Raw genomic sequence first — 17,908 nt, forward strand, 5'->3', positions numbered from 1 at the left:
TGCCGGACTATATGCTTGCCCGGGGCCGGGATTGCAACTTGCGCCGTCACCAGCGCGACAGCGCGTCCTCGTCCTCGGTGCGGGCATCCACCCAGGCGCCGGGGCCGTCGGGGCCGATCTCGCGCTTCCAGAACGGGGCGCGGGATTTCAGCCAGTCCATCAGGTATTCCGCCGCCTGGAAGGCGGCCTGCCGGTGGCGGGCGGCGGTGGCGACCATCATGATCGGCTGGCCCGCCGCAAGCCGGCCGTGGCGGTGGATCACCAGCCAGTCGTCCAGGCCGAAGCGTTCCGCCGCCGCCGTGCCGTAAGCCTGCAGCGCCTTTTCGGTCATGCCGGGGTAATGCTCGATTTCCAGCGCCAGCAGCCGCCCGCCTTCGTCCCGGACCAGCCCGGTGAAGGTCACGACCGCCCCGGCGCCGGTGCCGAAGCCGGAAAGCTCGGCGGCAAGGTCGAAGGGCTCGGCCTGGACCCGCGCCGCCATGTCAGCCCCCGGTCATCGGCGGGAAGAAGGCCACCTCGCGCGCGCCGGCCAGCGGCGCATCCAGGTCGGCCAGCTCCTGGTCCACGGCGACGCGCACGGCCGAGAGGTCGGACAGCGCCGCCGCGTGCCATTCGTCGAGAGCCGCCAGTTCCCTGACCAGGTCGCGCACGGTGGCGGCGTCGGTCTGGATCCGTTCGCGGGGCTGGCCGATGCGTTCGCGCAGCCAGGCGAAATAGAGCACGTCAAGCGCCATGGCCGTCTCTCAGGAAAGGCCGGGCCTTGTCGAAATAGTCCCAGCCGGTGATCGCGGTCAGCACCGCGGCGATCCAGATCAGCAAAAGCCCCGCCTGCGTCGCCAGGTCCGACCAGCTGTCCGACCAGGGCAGGCTGGTTTCGCCCACCAGCGGCGGGTGGCCGACCTCGTAATAGTTCAGCCCGGTGCCCAAGAACAGCACGGCGATGGCGACCATCTGCGCCGTGGTCTTCCATTTCGCCAGCTTGGTGACCTTGAGGAGCCGCGACTGGTCGCCCAGGAATTCGCGCAGGCCCGAGACGAAGACCTCGCGGAACAGGATCACGGTCGAGGGCAGGATCAGCCAGGGGTTCATGCCGGAATAGCCGGTGATGACCACCACGGCGATGATGACCATGGCCTTGTCGGCGATCGGGTCCATGGCGGCGCCGAAGCGGCTTTCCTGGCCCCAGGCGCGGGCCAGGTAGCCGTCGAACCAGTCGGTCACGGCGGCGACCAGGAACAGCGCCAGCGCCGCGAAATCCGCGAAGGGCCGGCTGAGAAAGAAGAACATCAGCGGCACCAGCGGCGCGGCCGCAAGTCGCAGAACGGTCAGGAGATTGGGCAGGGTCCAGCGCATGATCGCAATCTAGGCGCTCGGCGGGGCGGGGGGAAGGGGCCAGTCGCGTCGAAGCGCCGCCGACATGTTTCTATGAAAGAAATATTATTTCTCATAAAGAAGATTGCTTTTCCCGAATCATCTGCCGCTGCTAGGCTGGACCGGCGCGCGACGCCGCAAGAGGGGGCAGCCCATGTATTTCGCCGGACAGAAGAAGGACTCGCTTTTCACCCGCCTGGGCGGAGAGGAGGGGGTCCGCGCCCTGGTCGAGACCTTCTACGACGTGATCGAGCAGGACGAGGAGGCGCGGGCGCTGCACGACCTGCACCTGCAGGGCTCGGGCGTCGCGCATTCCCGGGTCGAGCAGTTCAACTTTCTCTGCGGCTTCTTCGGCGGCCCGCAGCATTACGTCATGCGCCACGGCCATTCCCGGCTGCGCGAAATCCACGAACATGTCGCCATCGGCCCCGAGATGCGCGACCTGTGGCTGGCCTGCATGGTCAAGGCCATCGACAAATGCGGCATCGCCCCCGACCTGGCGCAGCAGCTGATGCGGCATTTCACCGTCGCGGCCGAGACTTCGCGCAACCGGGACTGAGCCGCGGGCTACCCCGATTGCAGCGAGACGGACGAGGCATCCGTGCAGGGGCGCGGCGTCGGGATCCATACCGCAGCCGTCGCATCGCCGTATGCTGTGGCGCGCCCTTCGACGATCTCGACCGCGACAGCCGCGCAGATGACGGCATCCAACTGATCCTCGAAGGATTTCAGCAATGCAATGCTGGCATCGGCCGGTGGCATTGCCAGGGCATCCCGGGTGCCGGGCAGCAGATTCTCCAGAGCGTCCAGGATGCGGGCCCATTCGACGCGCAGCTTCGCCCGCCGGACCGAAGGCGGAAGGCCGGGCCAGTAGTTGCCCGCGCGCTGGATCTTGTAAGGAAGCCTTCTGGGGGCCTGCAGCAGCTCTATCAGTGCGGGGTGGGGATAGACCTCGGCCAGCCGACCGTCGGGCCGGCCCGAATGTCGCAGCCCATAGCCCCTGCTGCCGAGTTCCTGCCGCATCCGGTCGGCAATCGGTCCGGGCCGCAAGGCCGAGGGTGAATGTGTGGCAGCAGCCCGTCCGCCATAGGCGCGGCTGACCGCGCGATCCGCTGTGCGGCGCCCGGTGATGGGCAGGTCCGACAGCGGCATGTCCACCGCGACAAGATCGGGAAACCGGCCGCAAAGCTTTGCCGCCCTGTCCGGCAGATCGGCGGCGCTGTGCATCGGGGCGTCCAGGAAATCGGCGTAGCTGGGCCAGACGGAGTGAAGGGACCACTTGCCTCGATATTGCGTGGCCAGGGCCAGGCCGCTGGGGTTATGGGCTGTCCAGGCGGCGTCGATTCCCAAGACGGCCTTCATGCCCTAACCCTTCTGGAAGTGATCGACGATCTTCTGCGCCAGCGATTCGCTGATGCCCTCGACCGCGACCAGGTCGGCGAGGCCGGCGCGGCTGACCGCCTTGGCGCTGCCGAAATGCTGCAGCAGCGCGCGTTTGCGGCTGGCGCCGACGCCGGCGATCTCGTCCAGCGGATTCGCCATCACCGCCTTGGCGCGCTTGGCGCGATGCGTGCCGATGGCCCAGCGATGCGCCTCGTCGCGCAGGCGCTGCACGAAATACAGCACCGGATCGTTCATGCGCAGGGCAAAGGGGCGCTGGCCGAAGCGGTGGAATTCCTCCTTGCCGTGGTCGCGGTCGAGGCCCTTGGCGACGCCGACCATGGGGATGTCCTCGACCCCCATGTCCGCCATGATCTGATGCACCGCCGAGACCTGCCCGGCGCCGCCGTCGATCAGCAAGAGGTCGGGCCAGGCGTCGGTCTGGCGGTCGGGGTCCTCTTTCAGCAGGCGCGAGAAGCGCCGGGTCAGCACCTCTTTCATCATGCCGAAATCGTCGCCGGGGGTGATCTCGGTGCCCTTGATGTTGAACTTGCGATACTGGCTCTTGATCCAGCCCTCGGGGCCGGCGACCACCATGCCGCCGACGGCATTGGTGCCCTGGATATGGCTGTTGTCATAGACCTCGATGCGCTGCGGCACGGCGGGCAGGTCGAAGGCCTCGGCCAGCCCCTCCAAGAGCCGCGCCTGGGCCGCGCTTTCGGACATGCGGCGGGCCAGGCTTTCGCGCGCATTGCGCAGGGCGTTGTCCACCAGCTCGGCCTTTTCGCCGCGCTGGGGCACGCCCAGCACCACCTTGCGGCCGGCCTTCTCGGTCAGGATCTCGGCCATCAGGTCGGGGTCCTCGATGCCATGCGACAGCAGGACCATGCGCGGCGGCACCTTGCCGTCGTAGAATTGCGCGATGAAGGCCTGCATCACCTCGTCGGCGGATTCGACGCCGTTGAGCCGGGGATAGAAATCGCGGTTGCCCCAGCTCTGGTTGCCGCGGATGAAGAAGACCTGCACGCAGGCCTGGCCGCCCTCCATATGCAGCGCGATCACGTCGGCCTCGGGCACGCCGCGCGGGTTGATCGCCTGCACCGATTGCACCGCGGTCAGTGCCTTGATGCGGTCGCGGAGCGCGGCGGCGCGTTCGTATTCCATCGCTTCGGCCGCCTCGGCCATCTCGCGCGCCAGGTTCGCCTGCACGGCGGTGGACTTGCCTTGCAGGAAGCGTTCGGCGTCCAGCACCAGCGCGGCGTAATCCGCCGGCTCGATGCGGCCGACGCAGGGCGCCGAGCAGCGCTTGATCTGGTAGAGCAGGCAGGGCCGGGTGCGGCTGGAAAAGGTCGCATCGGTGCAACTGCGCAGCAGGAACACTCGCTGCAGCTGGTTCAGCGTCCGGTTCACCGCCCCGGCGCTGGCGAAGGGGCCGTAATAATCGCCCTTTTCCGACTTGGCGCCGCGATGCTTCTTGATCTGGGCAAAGGGATGCGCCTTGGCGACCAGGATGTTCGGGAAGGACTTGTCGTCGCGCAAGAGCACGTTGTAGCGCGGCTTCAGCTGCTTGATGAGGTTCTGCTCCAGAAGCAACGCCTCGGTTTCCGTGCGCGTGGTCAGGAACATCATCGAGCAGGTTTCGCGGATCATCCGGGCGATGCGCGCCGAATGCCCGGTGCCGCGCGCATAGCTGGACACCCGCGCCCGCAGGTTGCGCGCCTTGCCGACATAGAGCACCGCCCCCTGCTGGTCCAGCATCCGATAGACGCCCGGCGAGCCGTCGAGCGTCTTCAGATAGTCCTGGATCAGTGCCTGGCCGGTCTTTTCCGGCCGCTTTTCTGGGGTGGAATCGGTCATGCTGTTAACGAAATGATTCTCGGTCTCGGCTGCAAGTTCCGGCGGGGAAGTTCAAGAAGAATCCTGTCCACGGAATCTGTGGATAACTCTGTGAATCAGCTTGGGAGCAGTGCGGCTTCCGCAAGCGTTTGTTGACTATTCCTTGATCTGCACAAATTTCGGGCACTTATATAAGCGATTGTTTTCATGAGAAATTTTTTCTCTCTTCCGCAATCCCCTGAATTTCTTGCCAGAATCGTGAAGGTCAGATGAACGTGCTGCGCAAGGTGGACAACTTGACGCATCGGCAGGCGTTTCGGCTATTCGACGCCAAGGACGTCGGGGGTGCGCCAGCCCAGATGCTGGCCGCCGTCGACGCAGATCAGCTGCCCGGTGACCGAGGGCGCGTCGATGAAATAGCCGATGGCGGCGCAGACATCCTCGGGCCCGGCGCCGCGGCCCAGGATGGTGGCGGCGCGCTGGTTGGCGAAATGGCTGTCGGATTGCCGGATGCCCTGGACGGTGGGGCCGGGGCCGACGGCATTGACGCGGATGTCGGGGGCCAGGGCCTGCGCCGTGGTCCGGGTCAGCCACCACAGCCCGGCCTTGGCCAGCGAATAGGTCAGGAACTCGGGCGTGGGTTTCAGCACGCGCTGGTCGACCATGTTGACGATCAGCGCCCGCGCCGCCGGCTCGGGCCCGCTGCGGTCGGCGGCGGGGGCCTGGCGGGCAAAGGCCTGGGTCAGCATCAGCGGCGCCCGCAGGTTCGAGCCCAGGTGCCGGTCCCAGCTGTCCCGCGTCGCGGTCCGGATATTGTCGTATTCGAAAACCGAGGCGTTGTTGACCAGCAGGGTCAGCGGCCCCAGCGCCTCGGCGGCACGGGGCACCAGTGCCTCGGCCTGGTCGGGGTCCAGCAGGTCGGCGTAGAACACCTCGGCCTGCACGCCGAGCGCGCGGGCCTCGGCGGCAGTGGCCTGCGCGCCCTCAGCCGAGGCATTGTAATGGATCGCCAGGTTGTGGCCGCGCCGGGCCAGATACAGCGCGATGTCGCGGCCCAGGCGCCGGCCGCCCCCTGTCACCAGCCCGGTCATTTCAGCCTGATCCCCAGGATCCGGGCGATGATGCGCCGCACGCCGGGTCCGGCGGCCAGCGCCAGCGCGATGATGATGAGCAGGCACAGGATGACGGTTTTGATCATCCGCGCGTCCCGAAGCGCGAGAAGGCGGCGCGTTCCTCGACCGCACCCAGGATGTCCTCGGCAGACAGGCCGAATCGGCGCAGCAGGGGCACGCGCTGGCCATAGACCAGGAAGCGCACCTTGGCGCCGTACAACTCGCGCATCTTGGGCACCAGATGGGCGATGCCGTCGGCGAGGCCCAGTTCGACCGCCTCGCGGCCGGTCCAGATCTCGCCGGTGAAAAGGTCGCGGTCGGCGGGCAGGCGGCTGCCGCGGCGGGCGCGGACCTGTTCCTTGAAGGCGTCGTGGATCGGGCCCAGCAGGCGCTCCAGCCGGGCGACGTCCTCGGGCGTTTCCGGGCGGAACGGGTCCAGCATGGATTTCGAGCGCCCGGCGGTATGCACCCGCCGCTCGATGCCGTGGCGCTGGATCAGCTCGGCGAAACCGAAGCCCGAGGAGATCACCCCGATCGAGCCCAGCACCGAACTGTCGTCGGCCCAGATGTAATCCGCCGCGCTGGCCAGCCAGTAGCCGCCCGAGGCGGCCACGTCCTCGACGAAGGCATGCACCGGCACGTCATGTTCCTGCGCCAGCCGGCGGATGCGGGCGCCGATCAGGCTGGACTGCACCGGCGAGCCGCCGGGCGAGTTCACCGCCAGCGCCACCGCCGCCGGCTTGCGGCGCTTGAAGGCGCGTTCCAGCAGGGGCGCGAGTGCGGTGTCGGAAAGGCCGGGCCCGCCGCGTCCGGCGATTCCGATGGCGCCTTGCAGGCGCAGGACGGCGACGGTCGCCGGGCGGTTCAGGAATGGGATTCGCATGAGCCTTCAGATAAGGTTGCGGGGGCGGGGCGGCAAGCGGTCAGCCTTGCGCTTTCAGGAATTCCAGCACCTCGGCCCGGTCGGGCATGGCGTCGCCGGCGCCCGGGCGGGTCACCTGCAGCGCCGCGGCGGCGGCGGCGTGGCGCAGGGCGGTCGGCGGGTCCTCGCCCCGCGACAGGCCGGCGGCGAACCAGCCGGCAAAGCAGTCGCCGGCGCCGGTGGTGTCCACCGCCCGCACCGCAAAGGCGGGCTGGTGCCAGACCTGTCCGCGCCGTAGGTCGCGATACTCGGCGCCCTCGGCGCCGCGGGTGATCAGCAGCGCCTCGACCGGCAGGTCCTCGCCGAAGGCGGCGAAGGTCTCGCGCGCCTCGATCGCGTTCACCGCCAGGATCGAGACATGCGGCAGCACCGCGGCCAGCGCCTCGATCCGGAAGGGCGCGGCGGAATAGAGCACCCGCACCCCGGCGGCCCGGGCGCGGGCGGCGGTTTCGGCCTGCAGGCTGGTCTCGTTCTGCATCAGCAGCATGTCGCCGGCGGCGAAGCCGGCGCGCCGCGGCAGGTCCGCGGGCAGGGCCAGATTCGCGCCGCCGTGCAGCACGATGGAATTCTCGCCCGCGGCGTCGACCAGGATGATGGCATGGCCCGTCGCCACCTCGGGCAGGCGGGCGATGCCCGCGGTCTCGACCCCGGCGGCGGCGAGCCGGTCCAGCACCCAGTCCTCGGCCAGGCCCATGGCGCCCAGATGCCGCACCCGGGCCCCGGCGCGGGCGGCGGCGACGGACTGGTTGGCGCCCTTGCCGCCCAGCCCCTGGGCATAGGACTGCGCGTGAAGGGTCTCGCCGGCCCGGGGCAGGGCGGACAGCCGATAGACATGGTCGATGTTGATCGAGCCGAGATTGAAGATCGTCATGGCCTGTCCCCGGATGCGCGGCCCATCTGACCGCGGCCCGTCGGGCTTGTCCAGAGCGTGCGCGGGTCCCGGAAATGCGAAACGCGCCCCGGAGGGCGCGCTTCAGGATCGGCGGATGCGGTCACTCGGGCCGGCGCGGGTGCTTGATCGGCGCCCAGAGCTTCTTGTTGGTCAGATACAGCAGCGCCGCCAGCACGACCAGGAAGATCACCGAGACGAAGCCGACCTGCTTGCGGTCCATCATCTTCGGCTCGGCGGTCCACATCAGGAAGGCCGAGACGTCGCGCGACATCTGGTCCACCGTGGCCTCGGTGCCGTCCTCATAGGTGACCTGGCCGTCGCTGAGCGGCGGCGGCATCTTGATCCAGTTCCCGGCGAAGGCGGCGTTGTGATAGAAGGTGCTGCCCGCCTCTTCCTTCTCCTCGCCGTTGAAGCCGGTGAGGATGGCGTGGATGTATTCCGGGCCGCCGATGCCGTTGAACAGCTGCGAGATGCCGGTGCCGTAGGGCCCGTGGAAACCCGCCCGCGCCTTGGCCATCAGCGACAGGTCCGGACCCATGCCGTCGCCGTGGACGGTCGGGAAATGGTCGGTCGGCTCGCGCGGTCGATCCTCGCCGGTTTCCGCATCGGTGATGTCGAAATTGGCGGCATAGGCACGGACCTGGTCCTCGGGCAGCTGCGGGCCGCCCTCGTCGCCCAGGGTGCGCAGCGGCACGTAGCGCAGCCCGTGGCAGGCGGCGCAGACCTCGGTATAGACCTGCAAGCCGCGCTGCAGCTGGAACTGGTCGTACTTGCCGAAGGGGCCCTCGAAGCTGAACGAGATGTCCTCGATATGCGCGGCCTCGTGGCTGGCGGCGGGCGCTTCGGCGGCGGCGTGGTCCTCGACCGGCGCGGCCTCGGCCGCAGTGCCCTCGGGCTGGGTCTCGCCTTCGGCGGCGGCTTCGGGCGCCTCGGCAGGGGCTTCTGCAGCCGGCTCTGCGGCGGCAGGCTCTTCCGCCGCTTCCGCTGCCGGAGCCTCGGCGGCAGGCGCTTCCTGTTCGGCCGCCGCCGGCGCTTCCTGGGCCGGCTGTTCGGCGGCTTCGGGCTTGGCCTCTTCCGTCGCCGTGGCGGGCTGCTCGGCCTGTGCCGGTTCAGCCGCAGCGTCGGCTGCCGGCTGCGCGCCGGCTTCCGCCGCCGGTTGCTCGGCGGGTTCCGGAGCGGCTTCGGGTTCGGCGGCCGGCTCGGCCGCGGCTTCCGCCGCGGGCTGCGGGGCCTCGGCCGCCGAGGCGGCCGGGGTGTCGGTCTGGTAGCTCGATCCGGCCGGGGCGGTGGTGCCGGGCGCGGTGCTGGTGTCCTGGGCCACCGCGCCGCCTGCCAAGGCAACCGTCAGGGCCGCAACGGCCGTGAGCGATGCATTTCTCAGGGTCATTGATGCCTCTCCTTACTCGGCAGGATGGGTTGCGGGCCCGTAATGGGCGTTGAAGTCGTCCTCGATCGTCTGCGGCATGGGCAGGGGCTTCTCGATGATGCCCAGAAGCGGCAGGATGATGAGGAAATAGGCGAACCAATAGGCGGCGCCGGCCAGCGAGATATAGGGATAGATCCCCTCGGCCGGCATGGCGCCCCCCCACATCAGGACCACGAAGTCCACGGCCAGGATCCAGAACCACCACTTGAATTGCGGGCGATACTGGCCCGAACGCACGCGCGAGGTATCAAGCCAGGGCACCAGCGCCATGACCAGGATCGCGCCAAACATGGCGATGACGCCGAAGAACTTGGCGTCAACGATGCCGAAGGTCAGGAAGCTGACCAGCTGCACCGCCCAGACATCCGCCGTGAAGGCGCGCAGGATGGCGTAGAAGGGCAGGAAATACCATTCCGGCACGATATGCGCGGGCGTCGCCAGCGGGTTCGCCTCGGTATAGTTGTCGGGGTGGCCGAGGTAGTTCGGCATGAAGCCCACCACCGCGAAGAACACGACCAGCACGATGACCAGCGCCAGCAGGTCCTTGATCACGAAATAGGGCCAGAAGGGCAGGGTATCCTTCTGCGCCTCTTCCTTGGAGCCGCGACGGACCTCGACCCCGGTGGGGTTGTTGTTGCCGGTGGTGTGGAAGGCCCAGATGTGGACGATCACCAGCGCCGCGATCACGAAGGGCAGCAGGTAGTGCAGCGAGAAGAAGCGGTTCAGCGTGGCGTTGTCGACCGCCGGGCCGCCCAGCAGCCAGGTCTGGATCGACTCGCCGATCCCGGGAATGGCGCCGAAGAGGCCGGTGATCACCGTCGCGCCCCAGAAGGACATCTGGCCCCAGGGCAGCACGTAGCCCATGAAGGCAGTGCCCATCATGCACAGGTAGATCAGCATGCCGACGATCCAGGTCACCTCGCGCGGGGCCTTGTAGCTGCCGTAGTAGAGGCCGCGGAAGATGTGGATGTAGACCGCGAAGAAGAACAGCGAGGCGCCGTTCGCATGCAGATAGCGCAGCATGTAGCCGCCGTTCACGTCGCGCATGATGTGCTCGACGCTGGCGAAGGCCAGGTCCACATGCGGGGTGTAATGCATCACCAGCACGATGCCGGTGGCGATCTGCAGCGCCAGGCAGAAGGCCAGCACGATGCCCCAGATCCACCACCAGTTCAGGTTCTTGGGGGTGGGGATCATGATGGTGTCGTAAACCAGCCCGACCACCGGAAGACGGCGGTGCAGCCAGCGCTCGAAACCCGTCTTGGGCTCGTAATGGTCGTGGGGAATTCCGGCCATGCTCGCCTCCTCAGCCCAGCTTGATCGTGGTTTCGTTGACGAATTCGGCAACGGGAATATGCAGGTTCTGCGGAGCCGGGCCTTTGCGGATGCGGCCCGCCGTATCGTAATGGGACCCGTGGCAGGGGCAGAACCAGCCGCCGAAATCGCCCGCGCCGTCGCCGATCGGCACGCAGCCCAGATGGGTGCAGACGCCGATCATCACCAGCCATTCGCCGGCCTCGTCCAGCGTGCGGTTCTGGTCGGTGGCCGGTTCGTTGGGCTTGTTCGGGTTCTCGGCGCTCTGGTCGATCAGGTCGCCCAGCGGCACCTCGCGGCCCATCTGGATCTCTTCCTCGGTGCGGCGGCGGATGAACACGGGCTTGCCGAGCCATTTCACCGTCAGCTGGGTGCCGGTCTCGACGCCGCTGACATCGACCTGGATCGAGGCAAGCGCCTGCACATCCGCCGATGGGTTCATCTGGTTGACAAGGGTCCAGGCGGCAGCCCCGGCCGCGACGGCGCCGGCGCCGGCGGTCGCGAAATAGAGGAAGTCCCTCCGGGTGCCGTGGTCACCTGCGTGTTCGTCTGCGTGGGACACGGGTTTGATCTCCATTTATGCCCCGAAACCGGGGCGATACGACGGAACGGGCCGTGCAGCGCACAGCCCTCGCATGGGCGGTTCTAGCGATCAAAATCCTGTCAGTCCAGCGGGGCAAGTGTGTGCGCGCGCGGCAAAAAGTCGTAAGTGTCGCATTTTGGTTGCGGGGGAATATCGGGGCCGCAGGCTGTTTGCGCTAAAGCAGCCCTTCGCCGCGAAAGCTCAGCTCGCGCGATTTTCCGATGATGAGATGGTCGTGGACGGCGATTCCCATCACCTCGGCCGCCGCCACGATGCGGCCGGTCATGGCGATGTCCGCCTGCGAAGGGGTCGGGTCGCCCGAAGGATGGTTGTGCACCAGAATCAGCGCCGAGGCGGTCAGTTCCAGCGCCCGGCGCATGATCTCGCGCGGATAGACCGGGACATGATCGACGGTGCCGCGGGCCTGTTCCTCATCCGCGATCAATACGTTCTTGCGGTCCAGGTACAGGATCCGGAACTCTTCGATCTCGCGATGCGCCATGGCGGTGTGGCAATAGTCCAGCAGCGCGTCCCAACTGGTCAGCACCGGGCGGTGCATGACGCGCGAGCGGGCGAGGCGCTGCGCCGTTGCCGCCACGATCTTCAACTCCTGCACCACCGCGGGGCCGACGCCGGCCACTTCGGACAGCCGCGCCGGCGGGGCCGAGATCACCCGGTTGAAATCGCCGAACCGGTCCAGCAGCCGCCGGGCCAGCGGCTTCACGTCCTGGCGCGGAATGGCACGAAACAGCAGCAGTTCCAGCAATTCGTAGTCCGGCATCGCTTCGGCCCCGCCCTGCATGAAGCGCTCGCGCAACCGCGCGCGATGGTCCGAAAGATAGCTCGGCAACCGGCTCCCGGTCGCGAGCGTGGCAGATACCGGCGCCTCATCGCCGGCGGGATGGGCCGAGGTGAACAGCGGCAGCGGCGCTTCCTGAAAGGCACGATTCTTGTCCATGGCGGGCATCTTGCCACGACAGGGGTAAAGGCCGGGTTAACGCGCGATCACGCGTCCGACCCGGCCATTTCTTCGTTCTCGAAATACTCAAAACGCCAAGGCTGCCGGTCGCGGCGCCCTGGCCGCTTCAACCCTTCATCTCGTCCCAGAAACCCTTGATCTTCTGGAAGAACCCCTGGGTCTGCGGATTGTTGTCGGCCTTGATGGTCTCGAACTCGCGCAGCAGCTCGCGCTGCCGGGCGGTCAGATTGACCGGGGTTTCCACGACCAGCTCGATCAGCATGTCGCCCGATTCGCCGTTCATGCCGGGGCCGTGGCGCAGGGGCGGCATGCCCTTGCCGCGCAGGCGCAGCTGTTTGCCCGACTGGGTGCCGGCCGGCACCTTCACGCGCGAGCGGCCGCCGTCGATGGTCGGCACCTCGATCTCGCCGCCCAGGGCCGCGGTGGCCATGCTGACCGGGACCTGGCAGGCCAGCATCTTGCCGTCGCGCAGGAAGATCGGGTGCTCCTTGACCTCGATGAAGATGTAAAGATCGCCCGCCGGACCGCCGCGCATCCCGGCCTCGCCCTCGCCGGCCAGGCGGATGCGGGTGCCGGTCTCGACCCCGGCGGGGATGTTCACCGACAGCGTGCGCTCTTTCTCGATCCGGCCGGCGCCGCGGCATTCCTGGCAGGGATTCTTGACGATCTGGCCCTGGCCGTTGCAGGTCGGGCAGGTGCGCTCGACGGTGAAGAAGCCCTGCGTCGCCCGCACCTTGCCCATGCCCGAACAGGTCGGACAGGTCGCGGGCTCGACCGCACCTTCGGCGCCGGTGCCGTTGCAGGCGTCGCAGGCGACCGAGCCGGGCACGGTGATGGTCTTCTGCGCCCCGGCATAGGCCTCGTCCAGCGAAACCCGCAGGTTGTAGCGCAGGTCCTGGCCGCGGCTGGCGCGCGAACGGCCGCCGCCGGCGCCGGGCCGGCGGCCCATCATGTCGCCGAACAGGTCCTCGAACACATCCGCGAAGGCCGAGCCGAAATCGCCATGGCCGTTGCCGCGGTTGAAGCCGCCGAAGCCGCCGCCGTTCTCGAAGGCGGCATGGCCGAATCGGTCGTAGGCGGCCTTCTTCTGGTCGTCCTTGAGGCAGTCGTAGGCCTCGTTCACTTCCTTGAACTGCGCCTCCGAGACCTTGCAATCCTTGTTGCGGTCGGGGTGCAGCTGCTTTGCCTTGGCGCGGTAGGCCTTCTTGATCTCGTCGGCCGAGGCGCCCCGTTGAACGCCAAGCACCTCGTAGTAATCGCGTTTCGCCATGTTCATCGCGTCCGGGGTCTTTCACGAAATGGCCGGCCCGCGCGGGATTGCAGCGGGCCGGCCGGTTGGTCACATCGCGCTTACTTGCGCTTGTCTTCGCCGAGATCCTCGAAATCGGCGTCGACAATCTCGTCATCCACGTCGCGCGGGCCGGGCTCGCTGCCCGCTTCGGCGCCGCCCTCGGCCTGCTGGGACTTGTAGATCGCTTCGCCCAGCTTCATCGAGGCGTCCATCAGGTTCTGGATGCCGCCCTTGATCTTGCCGGCATCCTCGGACTTCAGCGCATCCTCCAACGCGCCGACGGCCAGTTCGATCGCCTCGACGGTCGAGCCGTCCACCTTGTCGCCATGCTCTTCCAGCGATTTCTTGGTGGTATGGATCAGGCTTTCGGCCTGGTTGCGGGCCTCGACCAGTTCCTTGCGTTTCTTGTCGGCGTCGGCATTGGCCTCGGCGTCCTTGACCATCTTCTCGATCTCGTCGTCCGAGAGACCGCCCGAGGCCTGGATGGTGATCTTCTGCTCTTTCCCGGTGCCCTTGTCCTTGGCGGAAACCGAGACGATGCCGTTGGCGTCGATGTCGAACGTCACCTCGATCTGCGGCATGCCGCGCGGCGCCGGCGGGATGTTTTCCAGGTTGAACTGGCCCAGGAGCTTGTTGTCGGCAGCCATCTCGCGCTCGCCCTGGAACACCCGGATCGTCACGGCGTTCTGGTTGTCCTCGGCGGTCGAGAAGATCTGCGACTTCTTGGTCGGGATGGTGGTGTTGCGGTCGATCAGCCGGGTGAAGACGCCACCCAGCGTCTCGATGCCCAGCGACAGCGGCGTCACGTCGAGCAGCACCACGTCCTTGACGTCGCCTTGCAGCACGCCGGCCTGGATGGCGGCGCCAAGCGCCACGACCTCGTCCGGGTTCACGCCCTTGTGCGGCTCCTTGCCGAAGAAGCTGGTCACTTCCTCGACCACCTTCGGCATCCGGGTCATGCCGCCGACCAGAACGATCTCGTCGATGTCGCCCTTGGACATGCCGGCATCCTTCAGCGCGTCCTGGACGGGCTTCATGGTGCGCTTGATCAGGTCGCCGACCAGGCTTTCCAGCTTGGCGCGGGTCAGTTTCATGACCATGTGCAGCGGCGTGCCCGAGTCCTTGTCCATCGAGATGAACGGCTGGTTGATCTCGGTCTGGGACGCGCTGGACAGCTCGATCTTGGCCTTCTCGGCCGCCTCTTTCAGGCGTTGCAGGGCCATCTTGTCCTTGGTCAGGTCGACGCCATGCTCTTTCTTGAACTCCTCGGCGAGGTAGTTCACGATCCGCATGTCGAAGTCCTCGCCACCCAGGAAGGTGTCGCCGTTGGTGGACTTCACCTCGAAGAGGCCGTCGTCGATCTCCAGGATGGTGATGTCGAAGGTGCCGCCGCCAAGGTCATAGACCGCGATGGTTTTCGACTCTTTCTTGTCCAGACCATAGGCCAGCGCGGCCGCGGTCGGCTCGTTGATGATGCGCAGGACTTCCAGGCCCGCGATCTTGCCGGCGTCCTTGGTGGCCTGACGCTGGGCGTCGTTGAAATAGGCCGGGACGGTGATGACGGCCTGCGTCACCGGCTCGCCCAGATAGGACTCGGCGGTTTCCTTCATCTTTTGCAGGATGACGGCGGAAATCTGGCTGGGCGAGTATTTCTCGCCCCGGACCTCGACCCAGGCGTCGCCGTTGCCGCCGTCGACGATGGCATAGGGCACCAGCTTCTTGTCCTTTTCCACCTCGGCGTCGGTGGTGCGGCGGCCGATCAGGCGCTTGACGGCGAAGATGGTGTTCGAGGGGTTGGTCACCGCTTGCCGCTTCGCGGGCTGGCCGACCAGACGCTCATTGTCGGTGAAGGCAACGATCGAGGGCGTGGTGCGTGCGCCTTCCGAGTTCTCGATGACCTTGGGCTGGCTGCCGTCCATGATGGCGACGCAGCTGTTCGTGGTCCCGAGGTCGATGCCGATGACTTTAGACATACAATAACCTTTCTTGCGGCGATGTTCTGGGCCTTGGGTCCGAAAGCGGCCCCCGAAGCCCGATCCCAGGATTGTCGAAGGGGCCGTCCGTTCGGGCGCCCTTCGATGTTCTGGGGGCTATATAGGAAGGGGTTCGACGGCCTGCAACACGGTGACGGGCATAAAATCGAACGGCTTGCAGCCGCGGCGGACGGCCGCGGGCGCAGGGGGCGCGGGCCGGTTCATCGGCCGGAGGACCAGCTGAGCGACACCGCCCGGCGGGTGACGAATTCCGCCATCAGCCCGATCATCAGCAGCGCCAGCGTGGCATAGACCGGATAGGTCAGCGACGAGTTGCGCGGCGAATAGTTGATGAAGGCGAAGCCGCGGGTCTGGTCGATGATGTGGAACAGCGGATTCCAGGTGAACATGTGCAGCATGAAGCCGGGCATGGTGTTGGCCACGAACATCTTGCCGGAAAACACCATGTTGATGCGCTGGTAGAACTGCGTCATCACCGTCGCCGCCTGCGGCCACCAGGGCCGGATCGACAGGAAGATCAGCCCGATGCAGCAGCCCGAGAACCAGGCCAGCAGCAGCATGGCATAGCATTGCAGCGGCTTGTCGATCAGGATCGGCTCGACCAGGTAGTTGTAGGCCGTCAGCACCACCACCGCCGAGAAGGTTTGCTTGTAGAGCGTCGCCAGCGCCGCCGCGGTGATCATCACGGCCGTGTTCATCGGCCCGTGCTTCATCATCTGGTTGCTGGGACTGCCGGCGTTCGAGACCGCGCCGATGGCCTGGGAATGGGCCATGAACATGAAGATCCCGGTCATGATGTAGACGATGAAATCGCCCCGGATCGGCGATCTGCGCACGCCGATGATGGTGAACATCAGCCAGAAGCCCGCGATCATCGCCATGGCCTGCGCGACCGTCATCACCAGCGCCACCACCGCGTTGCGCTGGCCCTTGCGCAGGTTGTTGACCGTCACGTGATAGATCAGCGCCAGCGTGGTGAACGCGGCCTCGACCATGTTGCGATTGCGGCGCTGCGAGAACATCCTTTGCGGGGCCTTTCCCTTGCGACATGCGTGGCGCGCTTGCCCTGCGCGATCCGCCGCATCATAAGGAACACAACCGCCGGGTTCAATCGGCACCGCATTCCCGGACCGCCGGGACGGAAAGGAAAGAACATGCAATTCGATCAATTGATTGTCGAGATGCGCCGCCTTGCCCTGCAGGCTGGGGACGAGATCATGCGCATCTATGGCACCGAGGATTTCGCCGTCGGCACCAAGGCGGACGCCTCGCCGGTGACCGAGGCCGACGAGGCCGCCGACGCCCTGATCTCGGCCGGCCTGCGCGCGGCCTTTCCCGGCGTGCCGCTGGTCACCGAGGAACAGGCGGCGACCCATGGTCAGAGCCTCTCCACCTTCCTGATCGTCGATCCGCTGGACGGGACCAAGGAATTCGTGCAGCGCCGCGGCGATTTCACCGTCAACATCGCCTATGTCGAAAACGGCGTGCCGCGTTTCGGCGTGGTCTATGCCCCCGCCAAGGGCCGGTTGTTCTATACCCCGGCCGAGGGCGGCGCGGTCGAGGAGAAGGGCCCCTTCGGCCCCGAGCCGGGCGAGGTCACGCCGATCGGCGTCAACTCGATGCCCGACAATCGCGGGCTGATGGTCGTGGCCTCGAAATCGCATCGCGACGCCGCGACCGACGACTATATCGGCCGCTACGGCGTGCGCGACATGACCTCGGCCGGCTCGTCGCTGAAGTTCTGTCTGGTGGCGACGGGCGAGGCGGACCTTTATCCGCGCCTGGGCCGGACCATGGAATGGGACACCGCCGCCGGCGACGCGGTGCTGCGCGGCGCGGGCGGCGAGGTGGTGCGTTTCGACGACCACACGCCGCTGACCTATGGCAAGCCGGGGTTCGAGAACCCGTTCTTCATCGCCTTCGCCCCCGGCGTGCTGCTGGTCAAGGACTGAGCCGATGTCGGTCGTCATCGTCATCCCGGCCCGCCACGCCTCGACCCGCTATCCCGGCAAGCCGCTGGTCGAGCTGCGGGGCGCGACGGGCGAAGGCCTGTCGCTGATCCGCCGCAGCTGGGAGGCGGCGCAGGCCGTCGCCGGCGTGGACCGGGTGATCGTCGCCACCGACGACGCCCGCATCCGCGACCATGCCGAGGGATTCGGGGCCGAGGTCGCCATGACCTCGACCGCGGCCCGCAATGGCACCGAACGCTGCGCCGAGGCAGTGGCGACGCTGGGCCTGACGCATGAGATCGTGGTGAACCTGCAAGGCGACGCGCCGCTGACGCCTTCGTGGTTCGTCGAGGAACTGGTCGCCGGGCTGCGCGCCGATTCGGGTGCCGACGTGGCGACGCCGGTGCTGCGCTGCTCGGGGGCGATGCGCTCGGACCTGATCGCCGACCGGGTGGCCGGGCGCGTGGGCGGCACCACCGCCGTCTTCGGCCACGACCGCCGCGCGCTCTATTTCTCGAAAGAGGTCATCCCCTATGCCGGCGCCGATTTCGCCCCCGGCGACCCGACCCCGGTCTTTCACCATGTCGGCGTCTACGCCTATCGCCCGGCGGCGCTGGCCGAATATCCGTCCTGGGGCGAGGGCCGGCTGGAGGCGCTGGAGGGCCTGGAACAGCTGCGTTTCCTGGAGCGCGGCCGCCGCATCCTCTGCGTCGAGGTCGAATCGCGCGGGCGCGAGTTCTGGGAGCTGAACAACCCCTCGGACGTGCCCAAGCTGGAAGCGATGATGCAGCGGATGGGCATTGCCTGAACAATGCGCGCCAAGATAGAATAATCCCAGTTCGATATTCGTTCGGATTGC

17 protein-coding genes and 1 pseudogene are annotated in these 17,908 nt (G+C 67.2%); 3 read left to right on the forward strand and 15 right to left on the reverse strand.

Features of this window, described 5'->3' with window-relative positions; all coding sequences use genetic code 11:
- Positions 1 to 46: 46 nt before the first annotated feature.
- The 3 genes from JCM7685_RS03265 to pgsA are packed head-to-tail and all read right to left on the reverse strand — an operon-like array spanning position 47 to position 1,353.
- Positions 47 to 481 carry a molybdenum cofactor biosynthesis protein MoaE gene (locus JCM7685_RS03265; protein ID WP_074968146.1) on the reverse strand — a complete coding sequence of 145 codons (435 nt, stop codon included), beginning with the start codon at positions 479 to 481 and terminating at the stop codon, positions 47 to 49.
- A gap of 1 nt (position 482) precedes the next feature.
- Complete coding sequence (moaD, locus tag JCM7685_RS03270; protein WP_074968147.1) at positions 483 to 734, reverse strand: molybdopterin converting factor subunit 1; 252 nt, start codon at positions 732 to 734, stop codon at positions 483 to 485.
- Complete coding sequence (pgsA, locus tag JCM7685_RS03275; RefSeq protein WP_074968149.1) at positions 724 to 1,353, reverse strand: CDP-diacylglycerol--glycerol-3-phosphate 3-phosphatidyltransferase; 630 nt, start codon at positions 1,351 to 1,353, stop codon at positions 724 to 726. The genes moaD and pgsA overlap by 11 nt, the downstream gene beginning before the upstream one ends.
- A 172-nt stretch (positions 1,354 to 1,525) precedes the next feature.
- Between pgsA and JCM7685_RS03280 the strand changes: the two genes are divergently transcribed.
- Complete coding sequence (locus JCM7685_RS03280; protein ID WP_074968151.1) at positions 1,526 to 1,930, forward strand: group II truncated hemoglobin; 405 nt, start codon at positions 1,526 to 1,528, stop codon at positions 1,928 to 1,930.
- A gap of 8 nt (positions 1,931 to 1,938) precedes the next feature.
- Here the strand turns inward: JCM7685_RS03280 and JCM7685_RS03285 are convergent, their stop codons facing one another.
- From JCM7685_RS03285 to JCM7685_RS03340, 12 genes and pseudogenes are all read right to left on the reverse strand, one after another.
- Positions 1,939 to 2,733, reverse strand: a complete 795-nt coding sequence (locus JCM7685_RS03285; protein ID WP_074968153.1) for a DUF429 domain-containing protein — start codon at positions 2,731 to 2,733, stop codon at positions 1,939 to 1,941.
- Positions 2,734 to 2,736: 3 nt separating this feature from the next.
- A complete protein-coding gene (gene uvrC / locus JCM7685_RS03290; protein WP_074968155.1) occupies positions 2,737 to 4,608 on the reverse strand; it encodes an excinuclease ABC subunit UvrC in 1,872 nt (623 codons plus the stop codon).
- A 299-nt stretch (positions 4,609 to 4,907) separates the two neighbouring features.
- Entirely contained in the window at positions 4,908 to 5,678 is a 771-nt protein-coding gene (locus JCM7685_RS03295; RefSeq protein ID WP_074968156.1) for an SDR family oxidoreductase, read from the reverse strand.
- Positions 5,679 to 5,781: 103 nt separating this feature from the next.
- On the reverse strand, positions 5,782 to 6,582 hold the full coding sequence (locus JCM7685_RS03300) for a S49 family peptidase (RefSeq protein WP_074968158.1): 801 nt from the start codon (positions 6,580 to 6,582) through the stop codon (positions 5,782 to 5,784).
- Positions 6,583 to 6,622: 40 nt separating this feature from the next.
- Positions 6,623 to 7,492 (reverse strand): ribokinase, encoded by an 870-nt coding sequence (locus tag JCM7685_RS03305; protein WP_074968160.1) that lies wholly within the window; start codon positions 7,490 to 7,492, stop codon positions 6,623 to 6,625.
- 121 nt (positions 7,493 to 7,613) lie between these two features.
- Positions 7,614 to 8,366: pseudogene (locus JCM7685_RS03310) on the reverse strand (cytochrome c1); the annotation flags it as partial.
- Between the two features lie 546 nt (positions 8,367 to 8,912).
- Positions 8,913 to 10,235 (reverse strand): cytochrome b, encoded by a 1,323-nt coding sequence (gene petB / locus JCM7685_RS03315; protein ID WP_074968164.1) that lies wholly within the window; start codon positions 10,233 to 10,235, stop codon positions 8,913 to 8,915.
- A 10-nt stretch (positions 10,236 to 10,245) separates the two neighbouring features.
- Positions 10,246 to 10,815, reverse strand: coding sequence for a ubiquinol-cytochrome c reductase iron-sulfur subunit (petA, locus tag JCM7685_RS03320; protein ID WP_170848929.1), 570 nt, complete (start codon positions 10,813 to 10,815; stop codon positions 10,246 to 10,248).
- Positions 10,816 to 11,011: 196 nt separating this feature from the next.
- Entirely contained in the window at positions 11,012 to 11,794 is a 783-nt protein-coding gene (radC, locus tag JCM7685_RS03325; RefSeq protein ID WP_074968169.1) for a RadC family protein, read from the reverse strand.
- A 127-nt stretch (positions 11,795 to 11,921) separates the two neighbouring features.
- Positions 11,922 to 13,085, reverse strand: coding sequence for a molecular chaperone DnaJ (gene dnaJ, locus JCM7685_RS03330; RefSeq protein ID WP_074968216.1), 1,164 nt, complete (start codon positions 13,083 to 13,085; stop codon positions 11,922 to 11,924).
- An 80-nt stretch (positions 13,086 to 13,165) separates the two neighbouring features.
- Positions 13,166 to 15,079: a molecular chaperone DnaK gene (dnaK, locus tag JCM7685_RS03335; RefSeq protein WP_074968171.1), complete on the reverse strand. Its 1,914-nt coding sequence runs from the start codon at positions 15,077 to 15,079 to the stop codon at positions 13,166 to 13,168.
- A gap of 221 nt (positions 15,080 to 15,300) precedes the next feature.
- Positions 15,301 to 16,122 carry an ABC transporter permease gene (locus JCM7685_RS03340; protein WP_074968173.1) on the reverse strand — a complete coding sequence of 274 codons (822 nt, stop codon included), beginning with the start codon at positions 16,120 to 16,122 and terminating at the stop codon, positions 15,301 to 15,303.
- A gap of 132 nt (positions 16,123 to 16,254) precedes the next feature.
- On the opposite strand from JCM7685_RS03340, the gene cysQ reads away from it, so the two are divergent.
- Together cysQ and JCM7685_RS03350 are read left to right on the forward strand one after the other, a co-directional pair.
- Entirely contained in the window at positions 16,255 to 17,052 is a 798-nt protein-coding gene (gene cysQ / locus JCM7685_RS03345; protein WP_074968175.1) for a 3'(2'),5'-bisphosphate nucleotidase CysQ, read from the forward strand.
- Positions 17,053 to 17,056: 4 nt separating this feature from the next.
- Positions 17,057 to 17,857 carry a 3-deoxy-manno-octulosonate cytidylyltransferase gene (locus JCM7685_RS03350; RefSeq protein WP_074968177.1) on the forward strand — a complete coding sequence of 267 codons (801 nt, stop codon included), beginning with the start codon at positions 17,057 to 17,059 and terminating at the stop codon, positions 17,855 to 17,857.
- The last annotated feature ends 51 nt before the right edge of the window (positions 17,858 to 17,908 follow it).

The organism is Paracoccus aminovorans, assembly GCF_900005615.1.
Taxonomy (GTDB): domain Bacteria; phylum Pseudomonadota; class Alphaproteobacteria; order Rhodobacterales; family Rhodobacteraceae; genus Paracoccus; species Paracoccus aminovorans.